Origin of the sequence: Rothia halotolerans (genome assembly GCF_004136635.1) — a bacterium.
In the GTDB taxonomy this organism is placed as follows: Bacteria; Actinomycetota; Actinomycetes; order Actinomycetales; family Micrococcaceae; genus Rothia; species Rothia halotolerans.
In genome coordinates this window covers 54,161-74,155 of record NZ_NOIU01000004.1, presented here as the reverse complement: position 1 = coordinate 74,155, position 19,995 = coordinate 54,161, and the positions used below count along the sequence as shown (strand labels likewise).

The 19,995-nt window shown below is 72.7% G+C and carries 15 protein-coding genes; 4 read left to right on the top strand and 11 right to left on the bottom strand.

The annotated features are described in order from the left end of the window. Nucleotides 1-111: 111 nt before the first annotated feature. From hpt to EWV39_RS11515, 5 genes are all read right to left on the bottom strand, one after another. Nucleotides 112-663 carry a hypoxanthine phosphoribosyltransferase gene (gene hpt, locus EWV39_RS11535; RefSeq protein WP_129660307.1) on the bottom strand — a complete coding sequence of 184 codons (552 nt, stop codon included), beginning with the start codon at nt 661-663 and terminating at the stop codon, nt 112-114. Between the two features lie 22 nt (nt 664-685). Further along, the gene (tilS, locus tag EWV39_RS11530) at nt 686-1,882 is read right to left on the bottom strand and encodes a tRNA lysidine(34) synthetase TilS (RefSeq protein WP_129660304.1); all 1,197 of its coding nucleotides are present in this window, start codon (nt 1,880-1,882) and stop codon (nt 686-688) included. Continuing rightward, complete coding sequence (locus EWV39_RS11525) at nt 1,882-3,081, bottom strand: zinc-dependent metalloprotease (RefSeq protein ID WP_238148319.1); 1,200 nt, start codon at nt 3,079-3,081, stop codon at nt 1,882-1,884. Before EWV39_RS11525 ends, tilS begins: the two co-directional genes overlap by 1 nt. A gap of 159 nt (nt 3,082-3,240) precedes the next feature. Continuing rightward, nucleotides 3,241-5,457 (bottom strand): S8 family serine peptidase, encoded by a 2,217-nt coding sequence (locus EWV39_RS11520; RefSeq protein ID WP_129660298.1) that lies wholly within the window; start codon nt 5,455-5,457, stop codon nt 3,241-3,243. A 105-nt stretch (nt 5,458-5,562) separates the two neighbouring features. Further along, nucleotides 5,563-6,936, bottom strand: coding sequence for a glucose-6-phosphate dehydrogenase (locus EWV39_RS11515; protein ID WP_238148318.1), 1,374 nt, complete (start codon nt 6,934-6,936; stop codon nt 5,563-5,565). Between the two features lie 50 nt (nt 6,937-6,986). Between EWV39_RS11515 and EWV39_RS11510 the strand changes: the two genes are divergently transcribed. Beyond that, a complete protein-coding gene (locus tag EWV39_RS11510; RefSeq protein ID WP_129660292.1) occupies nt 6,987-9,077 on the top strand; it encodes a glycoside hydrolase family 15 protein in 2,091 nt (696 codons plus the stop codon). A 65-nt stretch (nt 9,078-9,142) separates the two neighbouring features. On the opposite strand, the gene dacB is transcribed toward EWV39_RS11510, so the two are convergent. Then, nucleotides 9,143-10,567 carry a D-alanyl-D-alanine carboxypeptidase/D-alanyl-D-alanine endopeptidase gene (gene dacB / locus EWV39_RS11505; RefSeq protein WP_129660289.1) on the bottom strand — a complete coding sequence of 475 codons (1,425 nt, stop codon included), beginning with the start codon at nt 10,565-10,567 and terminating at the stop codon, nt 9,143-9,145. Between the two features lie 190 nt (nt 10,568-10,757). Here dacB and EWV39_RS11500 point away from each other — a divergent pair, with 190 nt between their 5' ends. Together EWV39_RS11500 and EWV39_RS11495 are read left to right on the top strand one after the other, a co-directional pair. Beyond that, entirely contained in the window at nt 10,758-11,273 is a 516-nt protein-coding gene (locus EWV39_RS11500) for an inorganic diphosphatase (protein ID WP_129660286.1), read from the top strand. A 389-nt stretch (nt 11,274-11,662) separates the two neighbouring features. Next, nucleotides 11,663-11,866: a cold-shock protein gene (locus EWV39_RS11495; protein WP_129660283.1), complete on the top strand. Its 204-nt coding sequence runs from the start codon at nt 11,663-11,665 to the stop codon at nt 11,864-11,866. A 238-nt stretch (nt 11,867-12,104) separates the two neighbouring features. Here the strand turns inward: EWV39_RS11495 and EWV39_RS11490 are convergent, their stop codons facing one another. From EWV39_RS11490 to EWV39_RS11480, 3 genes are all read right to left on the bottom strand, one after another. Continuing rightward, nucleotides 12,105-12,647, bottom strand: coding sequence for an O-acetyl-ADP-ribose deacetylase (locus tag EWV39_RS11490; protein ID WP_129660280.1), 543 nt, complete (start codon nt 12,645-12,647; stop codon nt 12,105-12,107). A 188-nt stretch (nt 12,648-12,835) separates the two neighbouring features. Beyond that, nucleotides 12,836-14,434 (bottom strand): AMP-binding protein, encoded by a 1,599-nt coding sequence (locus tag EWV39_RS11485; RefSeq protein ID WP_129660277.1) that lies wholly within the window; start codon nt 14,432-14,434, stop codon nt 12,836-12,838. Nucleotides 14,435-14,546: 112 nt separating this feature from the next. Beyond that, nucleotides 14,547-15,620, bottom strand: a complete 1,074-nt coding sequence (locus tag EWV39_RS11480; RefSeq protein ID WP_129660763.1) for a 2,3-butanediol dehydrogenase — start codon at nt 15,618-15,620, stop codon at nt 14,547-14,549. Between the two features lie 221 nt (nt 15,621-15,841). On the opposite strand from EWV39_RS11480, the gene EWV39_RS11475 reads away from it, so the two are divergent. After that, complete coding sequence (locus tag EWV39_RS11475; RefSeq protein WP_193554711.1) at nt 15,842-16,873, top strand: NAD(P)H-dependent flavin oxidoreductase; 1,032 nt, start codon at nt 15,842-15,844, stop codon at nt 16,871-16,873. 198 nt (nt 16,874-17,071) lie between these two features. On the opposite strand, the gene EWV39_RS11470 is transcribed toward EWV39_RS11475, so the two are convergent. Together EWV39_RS11470 and EWV39_RS11465 are read right to left on the bottom strand one after the other, a co-directional pair. Next, the gene (locus EWV39_RS11470; RefSeq protein WP_129660274.1) at nt 17,072-18,580 is read right to left on the bottom strand and encodes a glycoside hydrolase family 32 protein; all 1,509 of its coding nucleotides are present in this window, start codon (nt 18,578-18,580) and stop codon (nt 17,072-17,074) included. Then, complete coding sequence (locus tag EWV39_RS11465) at nt 18,577-19,890, bottom strand: MFS transporter (protein ID WP_129660271.1); 1,314 nt, start codon at nt 19,888-19,890, stop codon at nt 18,577-18,579. Before EWV39_RS11465 ends, EWV39_RS11470 begins: the two co-directional genes overlap by 4 nt. Nucleotides 19,891-19,995: the final 105 nt, after the last annotated feature.

Below are 19,995 nucleotides of genomic sequence, written 5' to 3'. Positions count from 1 at the left end.
GTGAGGTCTCGGAAAAGGCTACCGCCGTGAGCTGAGAGTCCCCTCGGACTTATCCTCACAGCGGAAGCCTCCCCTTCCGCGGTGGCGCGCGGGACGCGCCGTCCCTGAAGCCTACGAGTAGACGTGCGGAGCGAGCGTCCCGATGAAGTCGAGGTTGCGGTAGCGCTCCGCGAAGTCCAGGCCGTAGCCGACCACGAACTCCGGCTCGATGTCCCACCCGATGTACTTGACCGGGATCTCGGTCTTGACCGAGGCCGGCTTGCGCAGCAGGGCGCAGATCTCCACGGAGCTGGCGCCGCGGGACTCGAGGTTGGACTTGAGCCAGGACAGGGTGAGGCCGGAGTCGATGATGTCCTCGACGATCAGCACGTCCCGCCCGTGCAGGTCGGTGTCCAGGTCCTTGAGGATCCGCACGACGCCGGAGGACTTGGTCCCGGAGCCGTAGGAGGAGACCGCCATCCAGTCCATGGTGTAGTGGGCGTGCAGCGCGCGGGAGAGGTCGGCCATGACCATCACCGCGCCCTTGAGCACCCCCACCAGCAGGACGTCGCGGTCCTTGTAGTCCTCGTCGATCTGGGCGGCGAGCTCGGCGATCTTCTCCTGGATCTGCTCCTTGGTGAAGAGAACGTGCTTGAGATCGTCCTTGACGTCCTGTGAATCCACTGATGTCTCCTGCGGTGGTGACCTAATTCAAGTTCTGGGCCGTGGCTCCCGGGGGCACCGCGGCGACGGGGGCCGTCCGCGCGGCGGCGAACAGCAGGGCCCCTGCGGCGGCCGACTCCGCCGCCGTGCGACGGCGGGCGAGGGGGCGGCGGCGCCACACGGCAACTCTACCCGCCATCTGCACCGGTCCCGCATTCCCCGTCCCGGCGGCCAGGGCCTCGAGCGCGCCGAGCCTCTCGTGGCTCGGGGACTCCCCGCCGGCGGCGACCACCGCGCGCGCCAGCACCCTGCGGCGCAGCGCCGGGTGCTGCTCGCGCAGCGCGGAGAGCAGCAGGGCTCCGTGGATCTCCTCCGCCCCGTCCGGATGCTGGAACGCTGCCGGGTCCGCGGCGGCCTCGGCGGCCGCCCGGTCGGCGAGCTCCTCGATCAGCTCGGCGTCCGGGCCCAGCACCGAGGCCGTGCGCGCCAGGGCCCGCCGGATGCCCGGGCCGAGGTGCTCCTCCAGGTGGGGGACGACGTCGTGCCGGATGCGGTTGCGCAGGAAGGAGCGCTCCTCGTTGCTCGGGTCCTGCCAGGCCTCCAGGCCCTCGGCCGCGCAGATCTCCTCGGTCTGCTCGCGGCGCAGGGCGAGGAGGGGGCGGATCAGCCGGGTCCCGCCGAGGGCGCGCCCCTCGGGCATGCCGGACAGGGAGCGGGTCCCGGAGCCGCGGGACAGGCCCAGCAGCACCGTCTCGGCCTGGTCGTCCAGGGTGTGGCCGAGCAGCACGGCGACGGCGTCGTGCCGCGCCGCGATCCGCTCGAGCGCCTCGTAGCGGGCCTCGCGGGCGGCCATCTCCAGGCCGCCGCCGTCCCGGCGCACCTCGACCCGCTCGCTCAGCACCGGCTCCAGGCCGAGGCCGCGGCAGGCGGCGACGGCGCCGGCGGCCGCCTCCGCTGAGCCCTCCTGCAGCCCGTGGTCGATCACCGCCGCCCCGACCCGCAGGTCCCCGCGCCGGGCGAAGTGGGCGGCGACGGAGGCCAGCGCGAGGGAGTCGGCTCCCCCGCTGCACGCGACCAGCACCAGCGGGGGCCGCTCCCGCTCCGGGGCATCCCGGCGCCGGGTGCGCCCGGTGGGGGCGAGGCCCAGCCCGGGCAGCTGGCGCCGGAGCGCCTCGGCGAAGGCCCCGCGGGCGGCGCCCACGGTCGGGTTCAGTCGGCCCTCCCGGCCGCTCTGCGCCATCAGCCCTCCGACCTTCCGTCGAGGACGCGGGCGATCCAACGCTGGGGATCGTGGATCTCCCGCTCGCTCGGCAGGTGCTCGGCCCGCTCCCAGATCCGGTTGAAGGCCTCCATCCCGCGGCGGTCCACCACGGCCTGGACGAACTTCTGGCCGTCCTGGTACTGCCGCATCTTCAGGTCCATGCCGAGCGCCTTGCGGATCATCCGCTCCAGGACGCCGCGGGTCGCGGAACGGCCCTCGAAGCGGCGCCGGATCGTCCGCACGCTCGGCACCGTCTCGGGCCCGACGGCGTCCATGACCACGTTGGCGTGGCCCTCCATGAGGCTCATGATGGCGGTGAGGTCCGAGAAGGCGCTGGCCGCGGGGCCGTCGAGCAGGGAGGCGATGCGGTGCGTCGGCAGGCGCTCCTCGGCGTGCTCGGCGGGTGCCGCGTTCCGGCCGGACTGCGCGTCCCCGTCCTCGCCCTCGGCCGGCGAGGCCGCCGCGTCGTCGTCGCCCCCGGTGCGGCGGGAGCGGTCCGTCAGGGAGCGCGCTACCTCCGCGGCGCCCTCCAGGATCCGCTCGAGCAGCTCGGCCCCGCCGCCCTCCAGCTGCTGGGGGAGCCGGGAGATCAGCCCGAGCATGTGCTCCCGCAGCCAGGGCGCGGCGGCGAACTGCACCCGGTGGGTCTGCTCGTGCAGGCACACCCAGAGGCGGAAGTCGTCGGGGTCCAGGGTCAGCTCCCGCTCGATCATGACGATGTTGGGGGCCACCAGCATGAGGCGGCCGCCCGGGGCGCCGAAGCCGCCCAGGGCGGCGAAGGGGTCGTACTGGCCCAGCACCCGGGCGGAGAGGAAGGCGAGCACCCCGCCCAGCTCCAGGGCCGCGCCGGCCTCGGTGACCCGGCGGTCCAGCCCGCTCAGCTGCCCCAGGCGCTCGCTCATCCCGGAGCTGACCAGACGGTTCAGCATCATCGAGAAGGTCTGGGAGTTGGCCCGCGCCCACCCCTGCCGGTCCACGACCAGCAGCTGCGAGTCGTGCAGGCGCGCCGCGGCGTCCAGCCCGGTGATGCGGTGGACGTGGTCCACCGAGGCGCTCGCGTGGTAGCGGATGGACTCGACGGCGGCCCGCGCCTCGGCCCGCGAGAGCTTGGGGCCCGCCGGGGCCAGGCGCGCGGCCGCGGCGGCCGCGGACTCCCAGCTGATGATGTCTTCAGTCATGGGAACCACCATGCCACAGGAGGGTGCGCAGGGGCTGGGCGCCGGCCCGGAAGGGCCCGGCGCCGGGGGATCGTCTCCCGGCAAACACACCGGGCCGGAGGGGGCGCCGGCCGGGCCGAGAACCGAGGGACCCATCCCGGCCCGGCGCCCAGAACCGGATCAGCGGCGGATCTGCAGCCCGCTCGGCGACCAGACCGCCTCGACGCCGCGCGAGAACTTCTGGTGCACGCGCCCGTCGGAGCCGACGTACTCGTCCGTGACCGGGTACCCCCAGCCGCCCTCGCGCCCCGCCTTGATCCAGGCCTGCCCGATGGCCCCGTGCTGGAGGATCGTGTGCGAGCCGTTGCGCGGGGTCCACATGATCAGGTGGCTGCGGTTGCCGACCCGGAAGAACTGGTAGGCCGCGCCGTCGGACTTCCTGACCTCGTCGCCCACCGGATAGCCCATCGCGGACTCGCGGCCCGAGGCGGCCCACTTGCCGCCGATGCCGGTGTTCTCACGGATCGCTCCGACGCCGGTCGAGGGGGACCACATCAGCAGGTTGGTGGCGCGGGTGCCGGGGTCGTTGAAGAACTGGTACGAGCCGGTGCTGCCGCGGACCTCCTCGCTGCCCGGGTAGCCGTAGGTGCGCTCGTAGCCGTCCCGCTTGAACTTGGCCCCGATCGATCCCCACCAGTGCACGGCGTGCGCTCCGGTCGAGGAGTGCCAGTAGATCGCCGCGCGGGTGCCCTGCCGGTTGAACTCCTGGACCGCCCCGCCGTGGACCAGCGAGAGCTCGCCGGCCATCGGCTGCCCGAAGGAGCCCGCGCCGCCGTTGCGGTGGTAGTAGGCACCGATCGCCCCTCCCACCGCGGGGGTGCTCGGCTTGGGCTTGGCGGCGGGCTTGACCGCCGCGACCGCCCGGTTGGCGTTGATCAGCGGGTACCCGGAGACCGAGCGGCCGGTGGAGCGCAGCGTGCCGCGGATCTGCTCCACGGTGAGCCCGCGGTTGGCCTGCTTCATCAGCGCGATGGTGCCCGCCACGTGGGGCGCGGCCATCGAGGTGCCGTTGAGGGGGCCGTAGGAGGGGCCCACCGGGCCGTAGGCCCCGGAGTCCACCGTGGACCAGATGTCCGCGCCCACGGTGCCGCCGGGGGCGACGACGTCGAGCGCGGACCCGTAGTTGGAGTAGCCGGTCAGGACGTTGCTGGAGGCGGTGGCCCCCACCACGATGGGCAACCAGCAGTTGGCCGGCGCCGCCTGGGAGGCGTTGATCCCGGCGTTGCCGGCCGCCACGACGACCGGGACGTTGCGGTTGTGGGCCTCGTTGATCGCGTTCTGCATCACCGCCGGGCACGCGCCGGCCCAGGACATCGAGACGTTGACGACCTGCGAGGGGTTGGCGTTGCGCGGCATCCCCGGCCCCTGCCAGCCCGCGGCCCAGGCCGTGGCGTCCGCGATGTCCGAGATGTACCCGGAGCCGGCCGTGCCGAGCGCGCGGACGGGCTGGATCTTGGCGTCGGGCGCGACGCCGGCCACCCCGATCCGGTTCCCGGTGACCGCCCCGGCGATGCCCGCCACGTGGGTCCCGTGCCAGTTGGAGCGGGTGTTGCCGTAGTAGGTGCCCTCGTCGCGCGGGTTGGCGTCGCGGCCGTCGCCGTCGCGGCTGTAGTAGGTGTCCGAGACGAAGTCGTAACCCGGCACGACCTTGGCGTTGAGGTCCGGGTGGCTGACGATCCCGGTGTCCACCACGCCGATGGTCACCCCCGAGCCGGTCGCCGCGGGCCACGCGCCCTGGGCGTCTATGGTGCGCATGTTCCACTGCTTGCCCCAGTGCGGCTCGCCGGTGGGGTTCGGCGCGGCGGAGGTCGCCTGGACGATGAGGTCCGGCTCCGCGGTCTCGACCAGCGGGCTGGCCTTGAGCTTGTCGACGACCTGCCGCTGCTCGCCCTGGTCCAGCCCGGTGTTGGCCTCGACAACGCTGTTCTCCCCCACCGACTCCTTGACGATCTCCGGCTCGGTCACGGCGGTGCCGGCGGCGGCCTCGTCGAGGACCTGGGACTTCTGTTCCTCGGAGACGCCGTCGGCGAAGCGGACGATCACCCGGTCGGTCTCGGGCAGGACCTCGCCCTCGGCGTCCTCCTGCGGCGGGGTGGGGGCCGACTCGGCCAGGGTCGGGGCGGGCTTCGCGGACTCGGCGGCGCCCGGGGCCTGCAGGGCCTGGGTGGCGGCGAGGGTGGGCGCGGGAGCCTGGGGCGCCGGGGGCCCGGCGGGCGCGGCCTCCTGCGTCTGCGGCGCCGGTGCTCCAGGGGTCTCCTGGGCGGCGGCGGGAGCCAGCTGGCTACCGATGAGTACGGCGAGCGCGAGGGCTCCACCCGTTATTCTCTTCAGGGTCACGTGAACCTCGTTCAGGGTTTCAAGGAGTGATAGACCCTGTAAGAGTATGCGATCGCCCGGAGGGCTTAACCCTCCCCCGCTCGAAGACGGTCCTCCGCTTTCTGGCTAGGCCATATGAGGGTCCGTGGTACCCGCGGGATAGGTGGCCAGCGGCGCCCGTCCGTCCTCGTACGCCGCGCGGGCCTCCGCGAGGATGCGCCAGCCCTCCTCGGGGGCGCCCGGCGCGACCCGCAGCGCCGGGTTCCCCTCGAAGATCCCCATGAATACCGCTCCGTACGGGGTCAGCGGCTCCTGCCCGACGCCGGAGGAGAGCGTGACCCTCCGGAGCCCGCCGGACGCGTGGGGGCCGCCGGCTGTCACCTCCCAGCGGACGGCGCCGTCCTCCAGGCCGATCCGCAGCGTGTCCCCGCGGGCCTCGCCCAGGCCCCGGGGCCGTTCGCGGCCGGGCTCGGCCCGGAAGCTCACCGCGATCTCCTGCCGCGGGCTCCCGACCGCCTTGCCCGAGCGCAGGACCACCGGCACGCCCTCCCAGCGCGGCGTCCTCACCCGTACGACGAGGCGGGCGAAGGTCTCGGTGCCCCGCTCCGGGTCGACCCCCTCCTCCTCCGCGTAGTCGGGGAGGTCCGCCCCGCCGACGCGGCCCGCCGTGTATCGGGCCCGGAAGACGGCGCCGGGGTCCTCCGCGTCGAGCCCGGCGGCGGCGATGAGCTCCGCGCTGCCGCGCTGCAGCGCCTCGCCCGAGGCCTCCTCGGGCAGGTCCATCATGAGCATCCCCATCGCCTGCAGCAGGTGGGACTGGAGCATGTCCTCCGCGGCCCCGGTGCCGTCGTAGAAGTCGGCGCGGCCCTCGAGGCCGAGCGTCTCGTCGAAGACGATCTCGATCCGCTCGATGTGCTCGGCGTCCCACCTCCCCTCGAGGCCGGGATTTCCCCAGCGCAGGCCCGGGACGCCCAGCACCCCCGGCATGCCGAGGAAGTGGTCCACGCGCACGATGTCCTCCTCGGGCAGGATCCGTCCCAGCCGCTCGTTGAGCTCCCGCGCGCTCTGCCGGTCCGTGCCGAACGGCTTCTCGACCGCGAGCACCATCCCCTCGGGCAGCGCGCCCCGCTGCGCGAGCTCCTCGAGCGCGGCGCAGGCGCCGTCGACGATCGCCGGGTCGAGGGCGAGGTAGAGGACGGGCGGCCCCTGCGCCTCCCCCAGGACCCGGCCGAGCTCCTCCGCGTCGGTGACGTCGGCCTGGAGGTAGCGGGCCCCCTCCAGCGTGCGCCGCGGCCCGTCCAGGCGCAGCCGCTCCTCGTCGAGCGCCTCGCGGAAGGCCCGGCCCGCGGCGTCCGCGAACCCTCGGTCCTCGCTGTGGCCGACGCCGATCAGCTCGACGCCGCGCTCCGGCCGGCGCTCGGCGAGGTACGTCGCGAGCCCCGGCAGCAGGAGCCGCCAGGAGAGGTCGCCGTTCGCGCCGCAGACGATCAGGGTGTCCATGGAATCCTTCATGCCTTCACGCTACTAGCACGCTGCGATATACAGGGAAGATGTCTGAGAGCACCGGCGCCGCGGGGCGCGCACCGACCGAGCACCCCAGCACGCCGCTGGAGGAGTACGCGCTGCTCTCCGACCTCTCGACCGGCCCGCTGGTCTCGCGGGAGGGCTCCGTCGACTGGCTGTGCCTGCCCCGCTTCGACTCCCCGGCGATGTTCTCGGCCGTCCTCGGCGGCCCGGAGGACGGCCGGTGGAAGCTCTCCGCGATGGGCGGGCACGTCGTCGAGCGCTCCTACCGCGGAGACTCGTTCATCCTCGAGACCGTGTGGCGCGCCCCGGGCGGGCGGGTCCGGGTCACCGACTTCCTCCCGCCCCACGACGGCCACTCGAACCTCATCCGCCGCGTCGAGTGCCTCGAGGGATCGGTCGAGGTCGAGCACGACCTCCGCCTGCGCTTCAACTACGCCCGCTCCCTGCCGTGGTTCCGCCGGGTGGCCTGTCCGGGCGGGGGCGGCCGGGACGCCCTGCTGTGCAGCGCCGGCCCCGACGGCGTGCTGGTCAGCGGCCCGCTCCTCGCCGCCACCACCCTTCCCACGGAGGACGACGCCGTCCGGCGCGGGGGCGGCGAAGGCGTCGCCTCCCGCGAGCGCGAGACGGCTCACGAGGGAGCTCAGGCGCCGCCCGAGGACGAGGCCGGCCGCGGCGAGCAGGACTCCCCCAGCGGCCGTCCCGCCGAACGGGACCCCTCCGACGGCCGTCCCGCCGAGCACGTCGACCCGCACCCCGCCGGAGACCGGCCCGCCGACCGCCCCGCCCCGAGCGCCTCCGGCAGCCTCGCGCCCCGCCTGGCCGGCCGGTTCGCGATGACGGCCGGCCAGACCCTGGACTGGAGCCTCACCTGGTTCCCCTCCTGGCAGGAGACCCCCGTCCCCGCGGACCCCGACCAGGCGCTGCGCGCCGCCGAGGACTACTGGGGCCGCTGGACCCGCCGCCTCGAGGTCAACTCCCCCGAGGGCCACCTGGTGCGGCGCTCCCTGCTGGTGCTCAAGGCCCTGACCCACGCCGAGACCGGCGGGCTCGTCGCCGCCCCCACCGCCTCGCTGCCGGAGAGCTTCGGCGGCGAGCGCAACTGGGACTACCGGTACACGTGGCTGCGCGACGCCGCGCTCACCGTGGAGGTGATGATCGCCCACGGGTACCCGCAGGGCGCGCTGCACTGGCGTGACTGGCTGCTGCGCGCGGTCGCGGGCGACGCCGACCGCCTGCGCATCATGTACGGCCTCGGCGGCGAGCGCGATCTCGAGGAGAGGGAGCTCCCCCACCTCTCCGGCTACGAGGGCTCCCGGCCGGTGCGGATCGGCAACGCCGCCGCGGACCAGTTCCAGGCCGACGTCGTGGGCGAGGTGATGCTGGCGCTCGCCGAGCTGCGCGACTGCGGCCACGAGGAGACCGAGTTCTCCTGGGAGCTCCAGAAGGCGCTGCTGGACTACACGATCGCGAACTTCGAGAGGAAGGGCTGCGGCATCTGGGAGATGCGGGGAGAGCCCCGCCACTTCACCCACGGCCGGGTGATGATGTGGGCCTCCTTCAACGAGGCGCTGCGCGCCGTCGAGGAGCACGGCCTGGACGGGGAGACCGAGCGCTGGGAGGAGTACCGCGCGCGGCTGCGGGAGGAGGTCATGGCCTGCGGCTACGACGAGGGGATCGGCTCCTTCGTCCAGGCCTACGGGAGCCGGGAGGTGGACGCCTCCCTGCTGCAGCTCCCGCACACCCGGTTCATCGCGGCCGATGACCCGAGGATGCTGGGGACCGTCGCGCGGATCGAGCGGGACCTGATGGACGAGCACGGCCTGATCCGCCGGTACCGCACCGAGACCGCCATGGACGGCCTGAAGGGCGAGGAGCACCCGTTCCTGATCTGCGTCTTCTGGCTGGTGGAGCAGTACGCGAACTCGGGGCGGACCGACGACGCCCATCGGCTGATGAACCAGCTGTGCTCCTACGCCTCGGACACGGGCCTGCTCGCGGAGGAGTACGACCCCGTCACGGGCCGGCTGGCGGGGAACTTCCCGCAGGCGTTCTCGCACCTGTCCCTGATCCGCGCCGCGGACGCGCTCCAGAGGGCGCGCGGGCACCGGGTCTGAGTCCGGCGGACGCGGCGTCGGAGGAGCCGCCGCCGGGCCGGTCGCCCTCAGCGCCGCCGGTCCCCTCAGGCCTGGGTCAGCTCGGCCACCGCGAGGTCCAGGGCCTCCCGCGCGGCGTCGGCGTCCTGGAGGTCGTTGACCACCAGGGAGTAGGCCAGCAGCCTGCCCTCGGAGGTCGTGGTGTACCCGGTGAGGCCGGTGACGCTCAGCAGCGTCCCCGTCTTGGCGCGGGCGTACCCCGCCGCCGCCTGCTCCTCCGGGTCGTCGAAGCGCTCGGACAGCGTCCCCGTCCCCGCCGCGACCGGGAGGGTCTCCGCCAGGTGGGAGGCCGGCCCGCCGTCCCGGATCGCGCCGGAGACCGCCCCGGCCAGGGTCGCGGCGGTGACCCTGTCGTCGGCGGCCAGGCCGCACAGGTCCTTCAGGTCCAGCCCCTCGAGGGAGACTCCCTCCTCCCGCAGGGCGCGCTCGATGGTCGCGACGCCGCCCTCCAGGGAGCCCTCCTCGCCCGCCGCGACCGCGGCGTTGCGCCCCAGGACCTCCGCCAGGACGTTGTCGGAGTTCTCCATCATGTACTCGGCCTGCTCCAGCACGGTCGCGGAGCTGACGCCGCCCAGCCGGTCGCCGTCGGCGTCGCCGGCCGGGAGCTCGCGGGGGTCCTGGGCCGCGGCGAAGGACAGGCCGGCCTCCGCGCCGGCGGCGTTGAGGGCCTCGACGTAGGCGTCCAGCGCGTCCAGGGCGGCGTCGTCAGGGCGGTGGGAGACGTCCTCGGGATCGGTCGGCCGCTGGGTGTGGTGGTCCCACAGGGCGATCGGGTGGACCCCCGTCGCGTAGCCGGTCTCGACGTCCTCCGGCGCCCAGTCCGGGCTGACCGCGGGGCCGGTGAACCGCGTCGCGTCCAGGCGCACCTGCTGCCGGCCGGCGACGCCGTCCTCCCGCAGGGAGCGGACCGTCTGCTCGGCCAGGTCGCCGAGGCCCGCGTGGCCCATCACGCCGTCCGGGTCCGACGCCGCGTCGGAGAGCATCGTGTCCCCGCCCGCCACCAGCGTGATCCAGCCGGGCTCGGCCCCCATCCGGCTCTCGGTGAGGTACCGGTCCCCCGGGTCGGCGTGGCGCAGGAGGGCGAAGGCCGTCAGGACCTTGAGGTTGGAGGCGGGGGCCAGCGGCTCGGCGTCGTCCCGCGAGTACAGCGCCTCCCCGCTCTCGACGTCGACGACGCGGGCCCCGAGCCTCCCCCCGCCCATGCCCGCCAGGGCGGCGTCCAGGCTCCGACCGAGCTGCTCGGCGTCGGGATGCGGCGCATCGGAGGGCAGGGGCGAGACGGGCCCGGCGTCGGGCTCCTCCGCGCCCCCGTCCGAGGCCTCGAAGAAGATCGCGTCCCAGTTCGCCACGGCGGTCGGCACCAGCCAGGCCGTGACGCCCAAGCACGCCACGGCGAGGACGGCCGCGGCCGCCCACCATCCCCGGCCCCTCCGGGCCCCCTGCTCAGACATCGGCTCCCTCTCCGCCCCGGCGCTGCGGCCGGGGTCCTCTCCCCCAGAATCTCATGCCGCCGCCCCCGGACGCGGTTTTACCGATTCGCGGAGCCGGACGATAGATTAGGCCAGAAGGCGCGCCCCGCATCCTCTGCGCGGGCGCGGGCGAGGACGCCCCTCGCATCCCCGATCGCAAGGAGAGGAATCCATGGAACGCGACGTCACGATCGAAATCCCCAAGGGGTCCAGGGTCAAGTACGAGATCGACCACGAGACCGGGCGGCTGCGCCTGGACCGGGTCCTCTTCACCTCGATGCAGTACCCGACCCACTACGGCTACTTCGAGGACACCCTGGGCGAGGACGGCGACCCGCTCGACGCCATGGTCATCATGGACTACGACATCATGCCGGGCGTCATCATCGAGGCCCGCCCCATCGGCGTCTTCCAGATGACCGACGAGGCCGGCGGGGACGCCAAGGTCCTCTGCGTCTCGACCGACAAGCGCTTCGACGCGATCCAGTCCCTGGACGACGTCGAGGACTACAAGAAGGACGAGATCCAGCACTTCTTCGAGCGCTACAAGGACCTGGAGCCCGGCAAGTGGGTCAAGGGCGAGGGCTGGGGCACCAAGGAGGATGCCGAGCGCATGATCGACGAGGCCGTGAAGCGCTTCGACGCCTCGCACTACGACAGCGCCGCCGAGGCCGAGCAGAAGGACTGACCCTTCCCTCCAGGAGGCTGGTCCCTTCCGACCGGTGGCCCGGAGGCCTCCTCCCTTGAGGGCGAGGAGGCCTCCGGGCCGCCGTCGTCCGGGGCGCCGGGGGCTCGCCTTCGCCGGGGGCTGAAACCCGTGTCGCCATCCCGTAGGTGATACGCCCCCTCGGCTGGTAGGCTCGTGAGAGCGACGAAAAGAGGGAATGACGAGATTCTCACGGTCTCCCTCGAATTTCCGGGGGTGCACCCAGCGAATCCGCCCCGTTCCCGTTCTCTGCTCTGCAGCCGCTGACGCGGCAGCCGCTCAGTCTTTTCACTCGTAACGCGTCGGGCACTCCGGCGCGAGTACCGGCCGCCGCCGTGCGGTCTCAGCATGATCAAAGGAAACACATCATTATGGCCACTGGCACCGTGAAATGGTTCGACGCGGAAAAGGGCTTCGGCTTCATCGCAACCGATGACGGATCCGACGACGTCTTCGTCCACTTCAGCGCCATCGAAGGCAACGGCTACCGTGAACTCGCCGAGGGGCAGAAGGTCGAGTTCGAGTCCGAGAGCAGCCCCAAGGGCATGCAGGCCAAGAGCGTCCGCGCCCTCTAGGCTCCCCAGACCCCGGTAACGGCCGGGTCGCCCGTGACCTCCTCGTGAGGTCCGGGTGGCCCGGCCGTTCCGCGTTCCGGGGTCCTCATGGCCTGGCAGTCCTGGCGGCGCCTGTCCTGGCCGCCCTGGCGGCGCCTGTCCTGGAACTCGCTCGGGGCCGGCCGAGGCCGGGATCCCAGGCCCTGAGTCCCCAGGGAACCCGGCCAGCGCTGGGACCGCCTGTCTTCCCACCGCCCGGCTAGGCCTCGGCCCCCTCCACCGCCTGCTCGAAGCAGCGCTCGGCCTCGGCGCTGAAGGGCACGAAGACGACGGTTCCGACGACGTCGCCCAGCCGCTCCCCCTGCTCCTGCACGGTCTCGACGGCGATGCGGGCGGCGTCGTCCATGGGCCACCCGTAGATCCCGGCGGAGATCGCCGGGAAGGCGACGCTGCGGGCCCCGAGCTCCGCCGCGACGCGCAGCGACTCCCGGTAGCAGGAGGCCAGGATCGGGGCCTTCTCCGCGTACTTCTCCGGGGTCTTCGCGTAGGTGGGCCCCACGGTGTGGATGACCCACTGCGCGGGGAGGTCGCCGGCGGTGGTGGCCACCGCCTGCCCGGCCGGCAGACCGTCCGGCAGCTCCTCCTCGCGGATCCGCCGGCATTCGGCCAGGATTCCCGGGCCTCCTGCGCGGTGGATCGCGCCGTCCACGCCCCCGCCTCCCAGCAGGGAGGAATTGGCGGCGTTAACGATCGCGTCGACGCGGGTCTGGGTGATGTCTCCGGGCTGGATCGTGATCTCCATGTCACCAGCCTAGGGGCGAGGTCCGCCGGAGAACACCCGTCCGGGCCGGGTCACCGGGGCCGGGGCCGGGGCCCAGTCTGAGGCCCGGGGCCGACTCGGGGGGCCGGGTCGCGACGCCACCGCACCCGCAGATCGCGGGCCTGGCCGGCCGCTCCGCGACCGGAGCGCCGCACGGGCCGCGCGGCCGGTCAGCCCGCGCGACGCCGGCGCAGCACCGAGCGCCGCACCTTGCCGTTCTCGGTGGTGGGGATCTCGCCGATGAAGCTCACCTGCCGCGGGTACGCGTGCGCGCCGTAGTTGTCCTTGACCCAGCGCTGCAGCTCCTCCTCCTTCTCCCGGCCCGGCTCGTGCCCCTCCTCGAGCACCACGTAGGCGTGGACGATCTCGCCCCGGTCCCGGTCGGCGTCCCCGACGACCGCGGCCTCGTGCACCGCGGGGTGTCCCATCAGCGAGTTCTCGATCGACACCGGGCTGAGACGGTAGCCGGAGGACAGGATCACGTCCTCGTCCCTCGCCGCGAACCGGAGCATCCCGTTCCTCTCGCGGATCGCGAGGTCGGTGGTCAGGTAGTAGACGCCGTCCGCGGTGAACCGCTCGTCCTCCGGCTCCTGGGGACCGTCGTAGCCCTCGAAGGTCATGAAGGGGCTCGCGGCGACGTCGACGGCGAGACGGCCGATCTCCCCGTCCGGAGCCGGACGGTCCTCGTCCATCCGCAGCACAACGATCTCCCAGCCGGGCAGGGGCCTGCCCATCGCGCCCTGGACGGGGTCGAGGCGCAGATCGGGGTGATGGGGGAAGCCCACGCAGAGACCGGTCTCGGTCTGCCCGTAGAACTCGTGGACCTGGGTCCCCAGGTCGTCCGACCACTCGAACAGACCGGGGGTCACCGCCTCCCCCGCGCTGGAGAGCCGTTCCAGGTGCCGGACCATCCGCTTCTCGGGGGAGTTGCGCATGACCCGCAGCGTCGTGGGCGCCGCGATGAAGTCGGTGACCTCGAGGTCGGAGAGCACGTCCCAGGACGAGCCGGCCTCGAAGCGGTCCTCGGTGAGGATGTTCGAGCGTCCGAGCAGCATGGGGGCCAGCAGCGCGGTGTACAGGCCGAGGGACCAGCCGGGGTCCACGGCCGACCAGTAGGCGCCCTCGGGCCCGAGCGCCAGACCGTGTTCCAGGAAGCTCTGCCAGCCGGCGGCGTGGCGCTTGGTGTGGACGACGGACTTGGGGCGGCCGGAGGTCCCCGAGGTGAAGATCTGGACCAGGGGGACATCGGGCCCCGCGGGGGCCGCCTGCTCCCACGGCCCGTGCCCTTCCAGCTCGGCATCGAGGGCGGGCGCGCCTCCGACGGCCTCGGAGCCGGTGACGAGCACCGTCCATTCGCCCTGCGGGACGTGCCCGAGGAACTCGGGGTCCGCCACCACCACCTTGGCGGCGGAGCGGCTCAGCCGCCTCTCCGCCGCCTCGGGGGCCAGGGCGGTGAAGATCGGCGTGTAGACGGCCCCGAGTCGCCACGCGCCCAGGATGAGGGCGGGCAGGTCGAAGGAGCGCCTCATGAAGCTCGCGACGCGATCCCCCTCCCCCACGCCCAGGGCCGCGAGGCAGCTCGCGATCCGCCGGGAGCGCTCCGCGAGCTCTCCGAAGCTGTGGCTCACGGGACGGCGCCCCGGCCGATCCACGATGAACGCGGCCTGACCGGCGTCGTGCCGGTCGCAGAAGTGCTCGGGGGCCGAGCGTCCCGGCTCCTCGATGTCCTCGATGATGTCCTGGATCCTGCGGTCGGTCTGCGCGCTCACGGCGTCCTCCTCCTCGTAGATGTCCTCGTCCTCGTCGATTCCCGCGTCCTCCCCGGCCGCCGAGCTGCGGCCCCCGGCCCGGCGGGCCGGGACGGCGCAGGAGATCCGCGCTCTACTCCTCCAATCCCTTCCCGGTCGGGGAGACCAGGATCTTCACGGCCGTCTCGTTGTGGTTGATGAGGGTGTCGAACCCCTCGTCGATGAGATGCTCCAGCCCGATCTTGCCGGTGATAAAGGGGCGCAGGTCCACCTTCCCCTCCTCGACGAGCCGGATGGTGGCCGGGTGGTCGTGCGAGTAGCCGATCGTCCCGCGCAGGTCGATCTCCTTCATGACCAGCTTGTGGAGGGCGACCTTGGGCTCGTGGCCCCAGATGGAGACGTTGACGATCACGCCGGCGGGGCGCACGGCGTCGAGCAGCATGTCCAGCACGACGTCGACCGAGCTGCACTCGAAGCCGACGTCGGCGCCGCGGCCCCCCGTCAGCTCCTTGACCTTCTCCACGACGTCGACCTCGCGGGGGCTGAAGGCGTGGTCCGCGACCCCGGCGTCCAGCGCCTTCTGGCGGCGAAGCTCGGAGAGCTCGCTGACGATCACGGTCAGCCCCTCGGCCTTGAGCACCGCGGCGGTCAGGACCCCGATGGGCCCGGCCCCGCCGATGATCGCGACGTCCCCGGCTCCGGCGCCGGAGCGGACGAAGGCGTGGTGCGCCACCGAGAGGGGCTCGATGAGGGCGGCCTCGTCGAGCTCGACCGAGTCGGCGACGGGGTGCACCCAGTGGCGCTTGACGGCGATCTGCTCGCCGAGCCCGCCGCCACCGCCGCCCAGGCCGATGAAGTTCATGTCCGGGCTCAGCTGGTAGTTCTGGTCGCCCTCGTTCTCCTCGCGGATGATGTACGGCTCGACCACGACCTTCTGTCCGACCTCAAGGTCATCGACCCCCTCGCCCAGCGCGGCCACGGTCCCGCTCATCTCGTGGCCCAGGGTCACCGGGGCCTCCTCCCCGGAGATGGGGTGCGGGTGCCCGGCGGGCGGGACGAAGATCGGCCCGTCGAGGTACTCGTGGAGGTCGGTCCCGCAGATGCCGCACCAGGCCACGTCGATGAGGACGTCCCCCGGGCCCGCCGTGGGAGCCTCGATCTCGTCGATGCGGATGTCGTGGTTCTCGTAGAAGCGGGCTGCGCGCATGGTGTTCGACTCCTTCGCGTCGTCGCGGGTGCAGGTGATTCTCACCATAGCAACACCGCCGCGCTCCGGGCCGGTGCCTGTGGATTCGGGCGGTCGGAAGGCGCGTCTCGCCTCGACCGAGCGGACGGAGATGCGTCCCCTCCCCGCCTTTCGCAACCCGCGGCCCTCTGTACGCTGGCCGGAGAGCCCGAGACCGGGGACGCCCTAGGTAAGGAGCAGCCATGACGGACCGCTTTCGCGAGGTGATGGAGGATCGGAGGATCGTCCTCGCCCCGATGGCCGGGGGCCCTTCGACCCCTCGGCTGTGCGCGGCGGTGAGCGACGCCGGGGGCCTGGGGTTCCTCGCCGCCGGATACCTCGACCTCGAGGCGCTGGACCGCGCCCTCGGGGACGTCGAGGAACTCACCTCCGCTCCCTACGGCGTCAACCTCTTCGTCCCCGACGCCGGCCCGCCGGAGGACGCCGAGGCCCGCTACGACGCCTATCGCGAGCTATTGATAGCCGATGGGGAATATTCCCCGGAGGTCTTTCCGTCCGAGCCGCACTGGTCCGACGACGGCTTCGAGGAGAAGCTCGAGCGGGTCCTGAGCTCCTCGGCGGCCTGCGTCTCCTTCACCTTCGGCCACCCCGGGGAGCGGGTGGTCCGCCGGGTCCCGGAGGCGGGCAAGGCGGCGATCCTCTACGCCACGAGCCGCGCCGGGATCCTCTCCGCCGCCCGCTCCGGCGCCGACGCCCTGGGGGTCCAGGGGATCGAGGCCGGGGGCCACCGGGCGAGCGCCGCCGGGATCGACGACGACTCGGCGGAGGACCTGACGGACCTCATCGCGGCGGCCCGCGCCGCCACGGACCGGCCGGTGATCGCCGCCGGCGGCGTGGCGGGGAGGGACGACGTCGTGCGCCTGCTGGAGGCGGGGGCGGACGCGGTGCAGGTCGGCACCCTGTTCCTCACCGCGCGGGAGGCCGGGACCAAGGCCACGCACCGCCGGGCGCTGCTGGAGCTGAGGGGGCGCGGGACCGTGCTCACCCGGGCCTTCTCCGGCCGGCCGGCCCGGACCGTGGAGAACGCCTTCGCCGCGGAGCACTCCGCCCACGCTCCGGCTCTATATCCTCAGGTTCACTACCTGACCTCTCAGATGCGGCGCCTCGCCGACACCGCCGGGGATCCGGAGCACCTGAACCTGTGGGCGGGGACGGGATTCGCCGCCTGCCGGGAGACGAGGGCGGCACAGCTCGTGCGGGAGCTGACTCCCTGAACGGAGGGCGCTGACCCGGCGGGCGCCACCCGGCGGGCGCCACCCGGCGGGTGCCATCCGGAAGGCGCCGGAAGACGCCGTCCAGAAGACGCCGGCCGGAGGGCACCGCCCGGAGAGTGCTGCCGGAGAGCACCGTCCCTCAGGCGCCAGCCCTCCGGCGCGCCTCTCGCCCCTTCGGGCCTCCTCTGCCCTGCTCCCCTACTCCGTCTCCTCCCACGCGCTGCGCAGCCGGTGCACCCTCAGCGACTCGACGGCGATGCTCCCGGACTCGGAGCTGAGCACCGCCGCGCGGGGCCCCTCGGCGGGGAAGGCGAACGAGGAGACCGACTCCGCGCCGTCGTCCACGAAGACCTCCACCGAGCCCCGGTCCACCAGGACCCGCAGCCGCAGGCGGTCCCCGCCCGGGAAGGGGGCGCCGCGCTGGCCGCGGTCGCCGTGGGCCGCGGCGTGCCGGTCGAGGACCACGCGGCCGAGGAGGTCGTCGTAGGCGACCAGGGTGTGGCTGCCGTCCCGGGTCAGCCCCAGCTTCAGCGCGACCCGCTCGGAGGTGGTCCGCGCGAGGTCTACCTCCAGCTCGATCTCGTAGGCCTCCGCGTCCTCGAGGAGCACGACGTCGTCGTTGAGCCCCACCTCGAAGGGCCCGGACTCGCGTGAGCCGGTGCGCAGCCGCTCGATCTCCGCCACGGGCCGGTTGCGCAGCCGCAGGTCGGCGTCCAGCGTCAGCTCCCTCGGCACGGTCAGCTGGCCGCACCAGGCGTCCTCGGCCTGGGTGGGCACGGGGATCTCGAAGGACCCCATCCAGCCGAAGGCGATGCGGCGCCCGTCCGGGGCCTCGAAGGTCTGCGGGGCGTAGAACTGGTGCCCCCAGTCCAGCGGCCGGTACTCGGTGAGCTGGCGGAATTCCCCGCCCGGCTCCCACTCGCCGACCACGTATCCGGCGTTGTGGGTGTTGCGGGCCCGGAAGCCGTCCTCGCGCGGGCCCATGGGGCAGTACAGGATCACCCACTTATTCTCCAGCGGGAACATGTCGGGGCACTCCAGCATGTAGGCCTCGGGGTCCGGGTCCCGGAAGAGCACCCGGTCGAACTCCCAGTCGAGGAGGTTCTCGGAGCGGTACAGCCAGACCTCCCCGCGGCGTTCCGCCGAGCAGGCGCCGAAGACCATCCACCAGGTCCCGCCGGTGCGCCAGACCTTGGGGTCGCGGAAGTGCAGCAGGTCCTCGGGGCCCTCGACGACGACGCCCCGCTTCTCGAAGCTCACCCCGTCCTCGGAGACCGCGAGGCATTGGACCTGGAGGTTCCCCTCGTCCTCGTTCACGCCGTTGCGCCAGCGGTGGCCGGTGTAGAAGGCGTACAGCCGGCCGTCGTCGCCCACCACCGCGGAGCCGGAGAAGACGCCGTCGCGGTCGGCCTCCAGTGTGGGGGCCAGCGCGATCGGCTCGCGGCGCCAGGTCACCAGGTCCTCGCTGGACACGTGGCCCCAGTGCATCAAGTGGTGCCGCGCGCTGGCGGGGTTGTGCTGGAAGTAGACCTGGTAGCGGCCCTGGAAGAAGCACAGCCCGTTGGGGTCGTTGATCCAACCCGCCGGGGCCGCGATGTGGAAGGTCGGGTACCAACGCGGGTTCAGCTGCCGGCGCAGGGCGGCGTTGGCCGCCTCCGCGCGGCGGAGCTGCTCGGACAGGTTCGGCTCGACGGTCTGCTCGGTCATCGCTGGACCTCTTCCTTGGTCGTGTTCTGGCGTGCGGCGCGGCGGGCGAAGGGGTCGCCGTCGACCTGCTGGTCGTCCCTCTTCAGCACGAGGATGCCGTAGATCCCGGCGATCAGCACGATGCCGGCGATCACGAAGAAGGTGGGCTGGTAGCCGATGCCGTCGCGCAGCGCGCCCAGCACCGGGGAGAGGACGATGTTCCCGACCTGCGAGGCGACCTGGAAGCCCACCATGTACATCGTCGCGGACAGCGCCGGGTTGAAGTGGAGCGTGAAGTACCGGAAGACCGGCAGGATGCACAGCGCGACCTCGGGGGCGTGGAACATCTTGACGAAGGAGATGACCACGGGGTCGTGGAAGACCGCACAGCCCAGGATGCGCAGGAACATCACCAGCATCCCGAGCATCAGGGTGTTCTTGACCCCGATCCTGTGCATGAGGATCGGCACCAGGCCGAGCATGATCGCCTCGAGGAAGACCTGCACCGAGTTCAGCACGCCGTAGACCTGCTGCCCGTGCTCGGGCGTGTCGAAGAGCTGCGTGTAGAACTCCGGGAACATCTGCTGGTCGAAGACGGTGTAGAAAGTCCAGGAAAGCAGGACGAAGACGATCATCGCCCACAGCGCCGGGGAGCGCAGCACGCCGGCCATCTCGCGCAGGCCCGGGGTGTTCTCGACGTCGGTCGGGTCCACGGTGGTCGCGGCGTCGCGGGGGACCGCCGGGCTCTTCCAGAGCAGGAGCACGAGCAGGCAGAGCAGCCCGAAGAGGGAGCCCAGCCAGAAGTTCAGCGCCGGGTTCACGGTGAACAGGAAGCCCGCGATCAGCGCGACGACGGCGTAGCCGAAGGAGCCCCACATCCGGGCCTGGCCGTACTCATAGTTGAAGGCCCGGCTCAGCCGCTCGGAGAAGGCCTCGAGCAGCCCCGCGGCGGCCATGAAGCCGGCCGAGAGCACGACGGCGCCCACGACCACCCCGACCGCGAAGGCGCTCTCCAGCAGGGGCCGGTAGACCCAGATGGCGAACGGCCCGACCAGCGTCATGATCGCCGCGGCGAAGATCACCAGGTGCCGCTTGATCCGCAGCCGGTCCTGCAGCGTCCCGTACAGCAGCATGATGATCAGGGTCCCGGCCGAGTTGACCGAGTAGATGGTACCCACCTGCGAGCCGTTGAGCCCGAGTCCCGAGTCCGGGTCGGTGAGCCAGATCTGGAAGAAGGACCACCACACGCCCCAGGAGGCGAAGAAGAGCAGGAGCGTCAGGGAGCTCTGCAGGTACGAGGGGTTCTTGAAGGTCGAAGAGGATAGGGCCACGTCGCCGCTCCTTGATGTTTCAGGGCAGAGGCTCCACGCTGAGGCCTCCGGTCTTTGATAAATCGACTTAGCAGGTACGCTAGCACCGTTTTCCCCGGGTGTCAC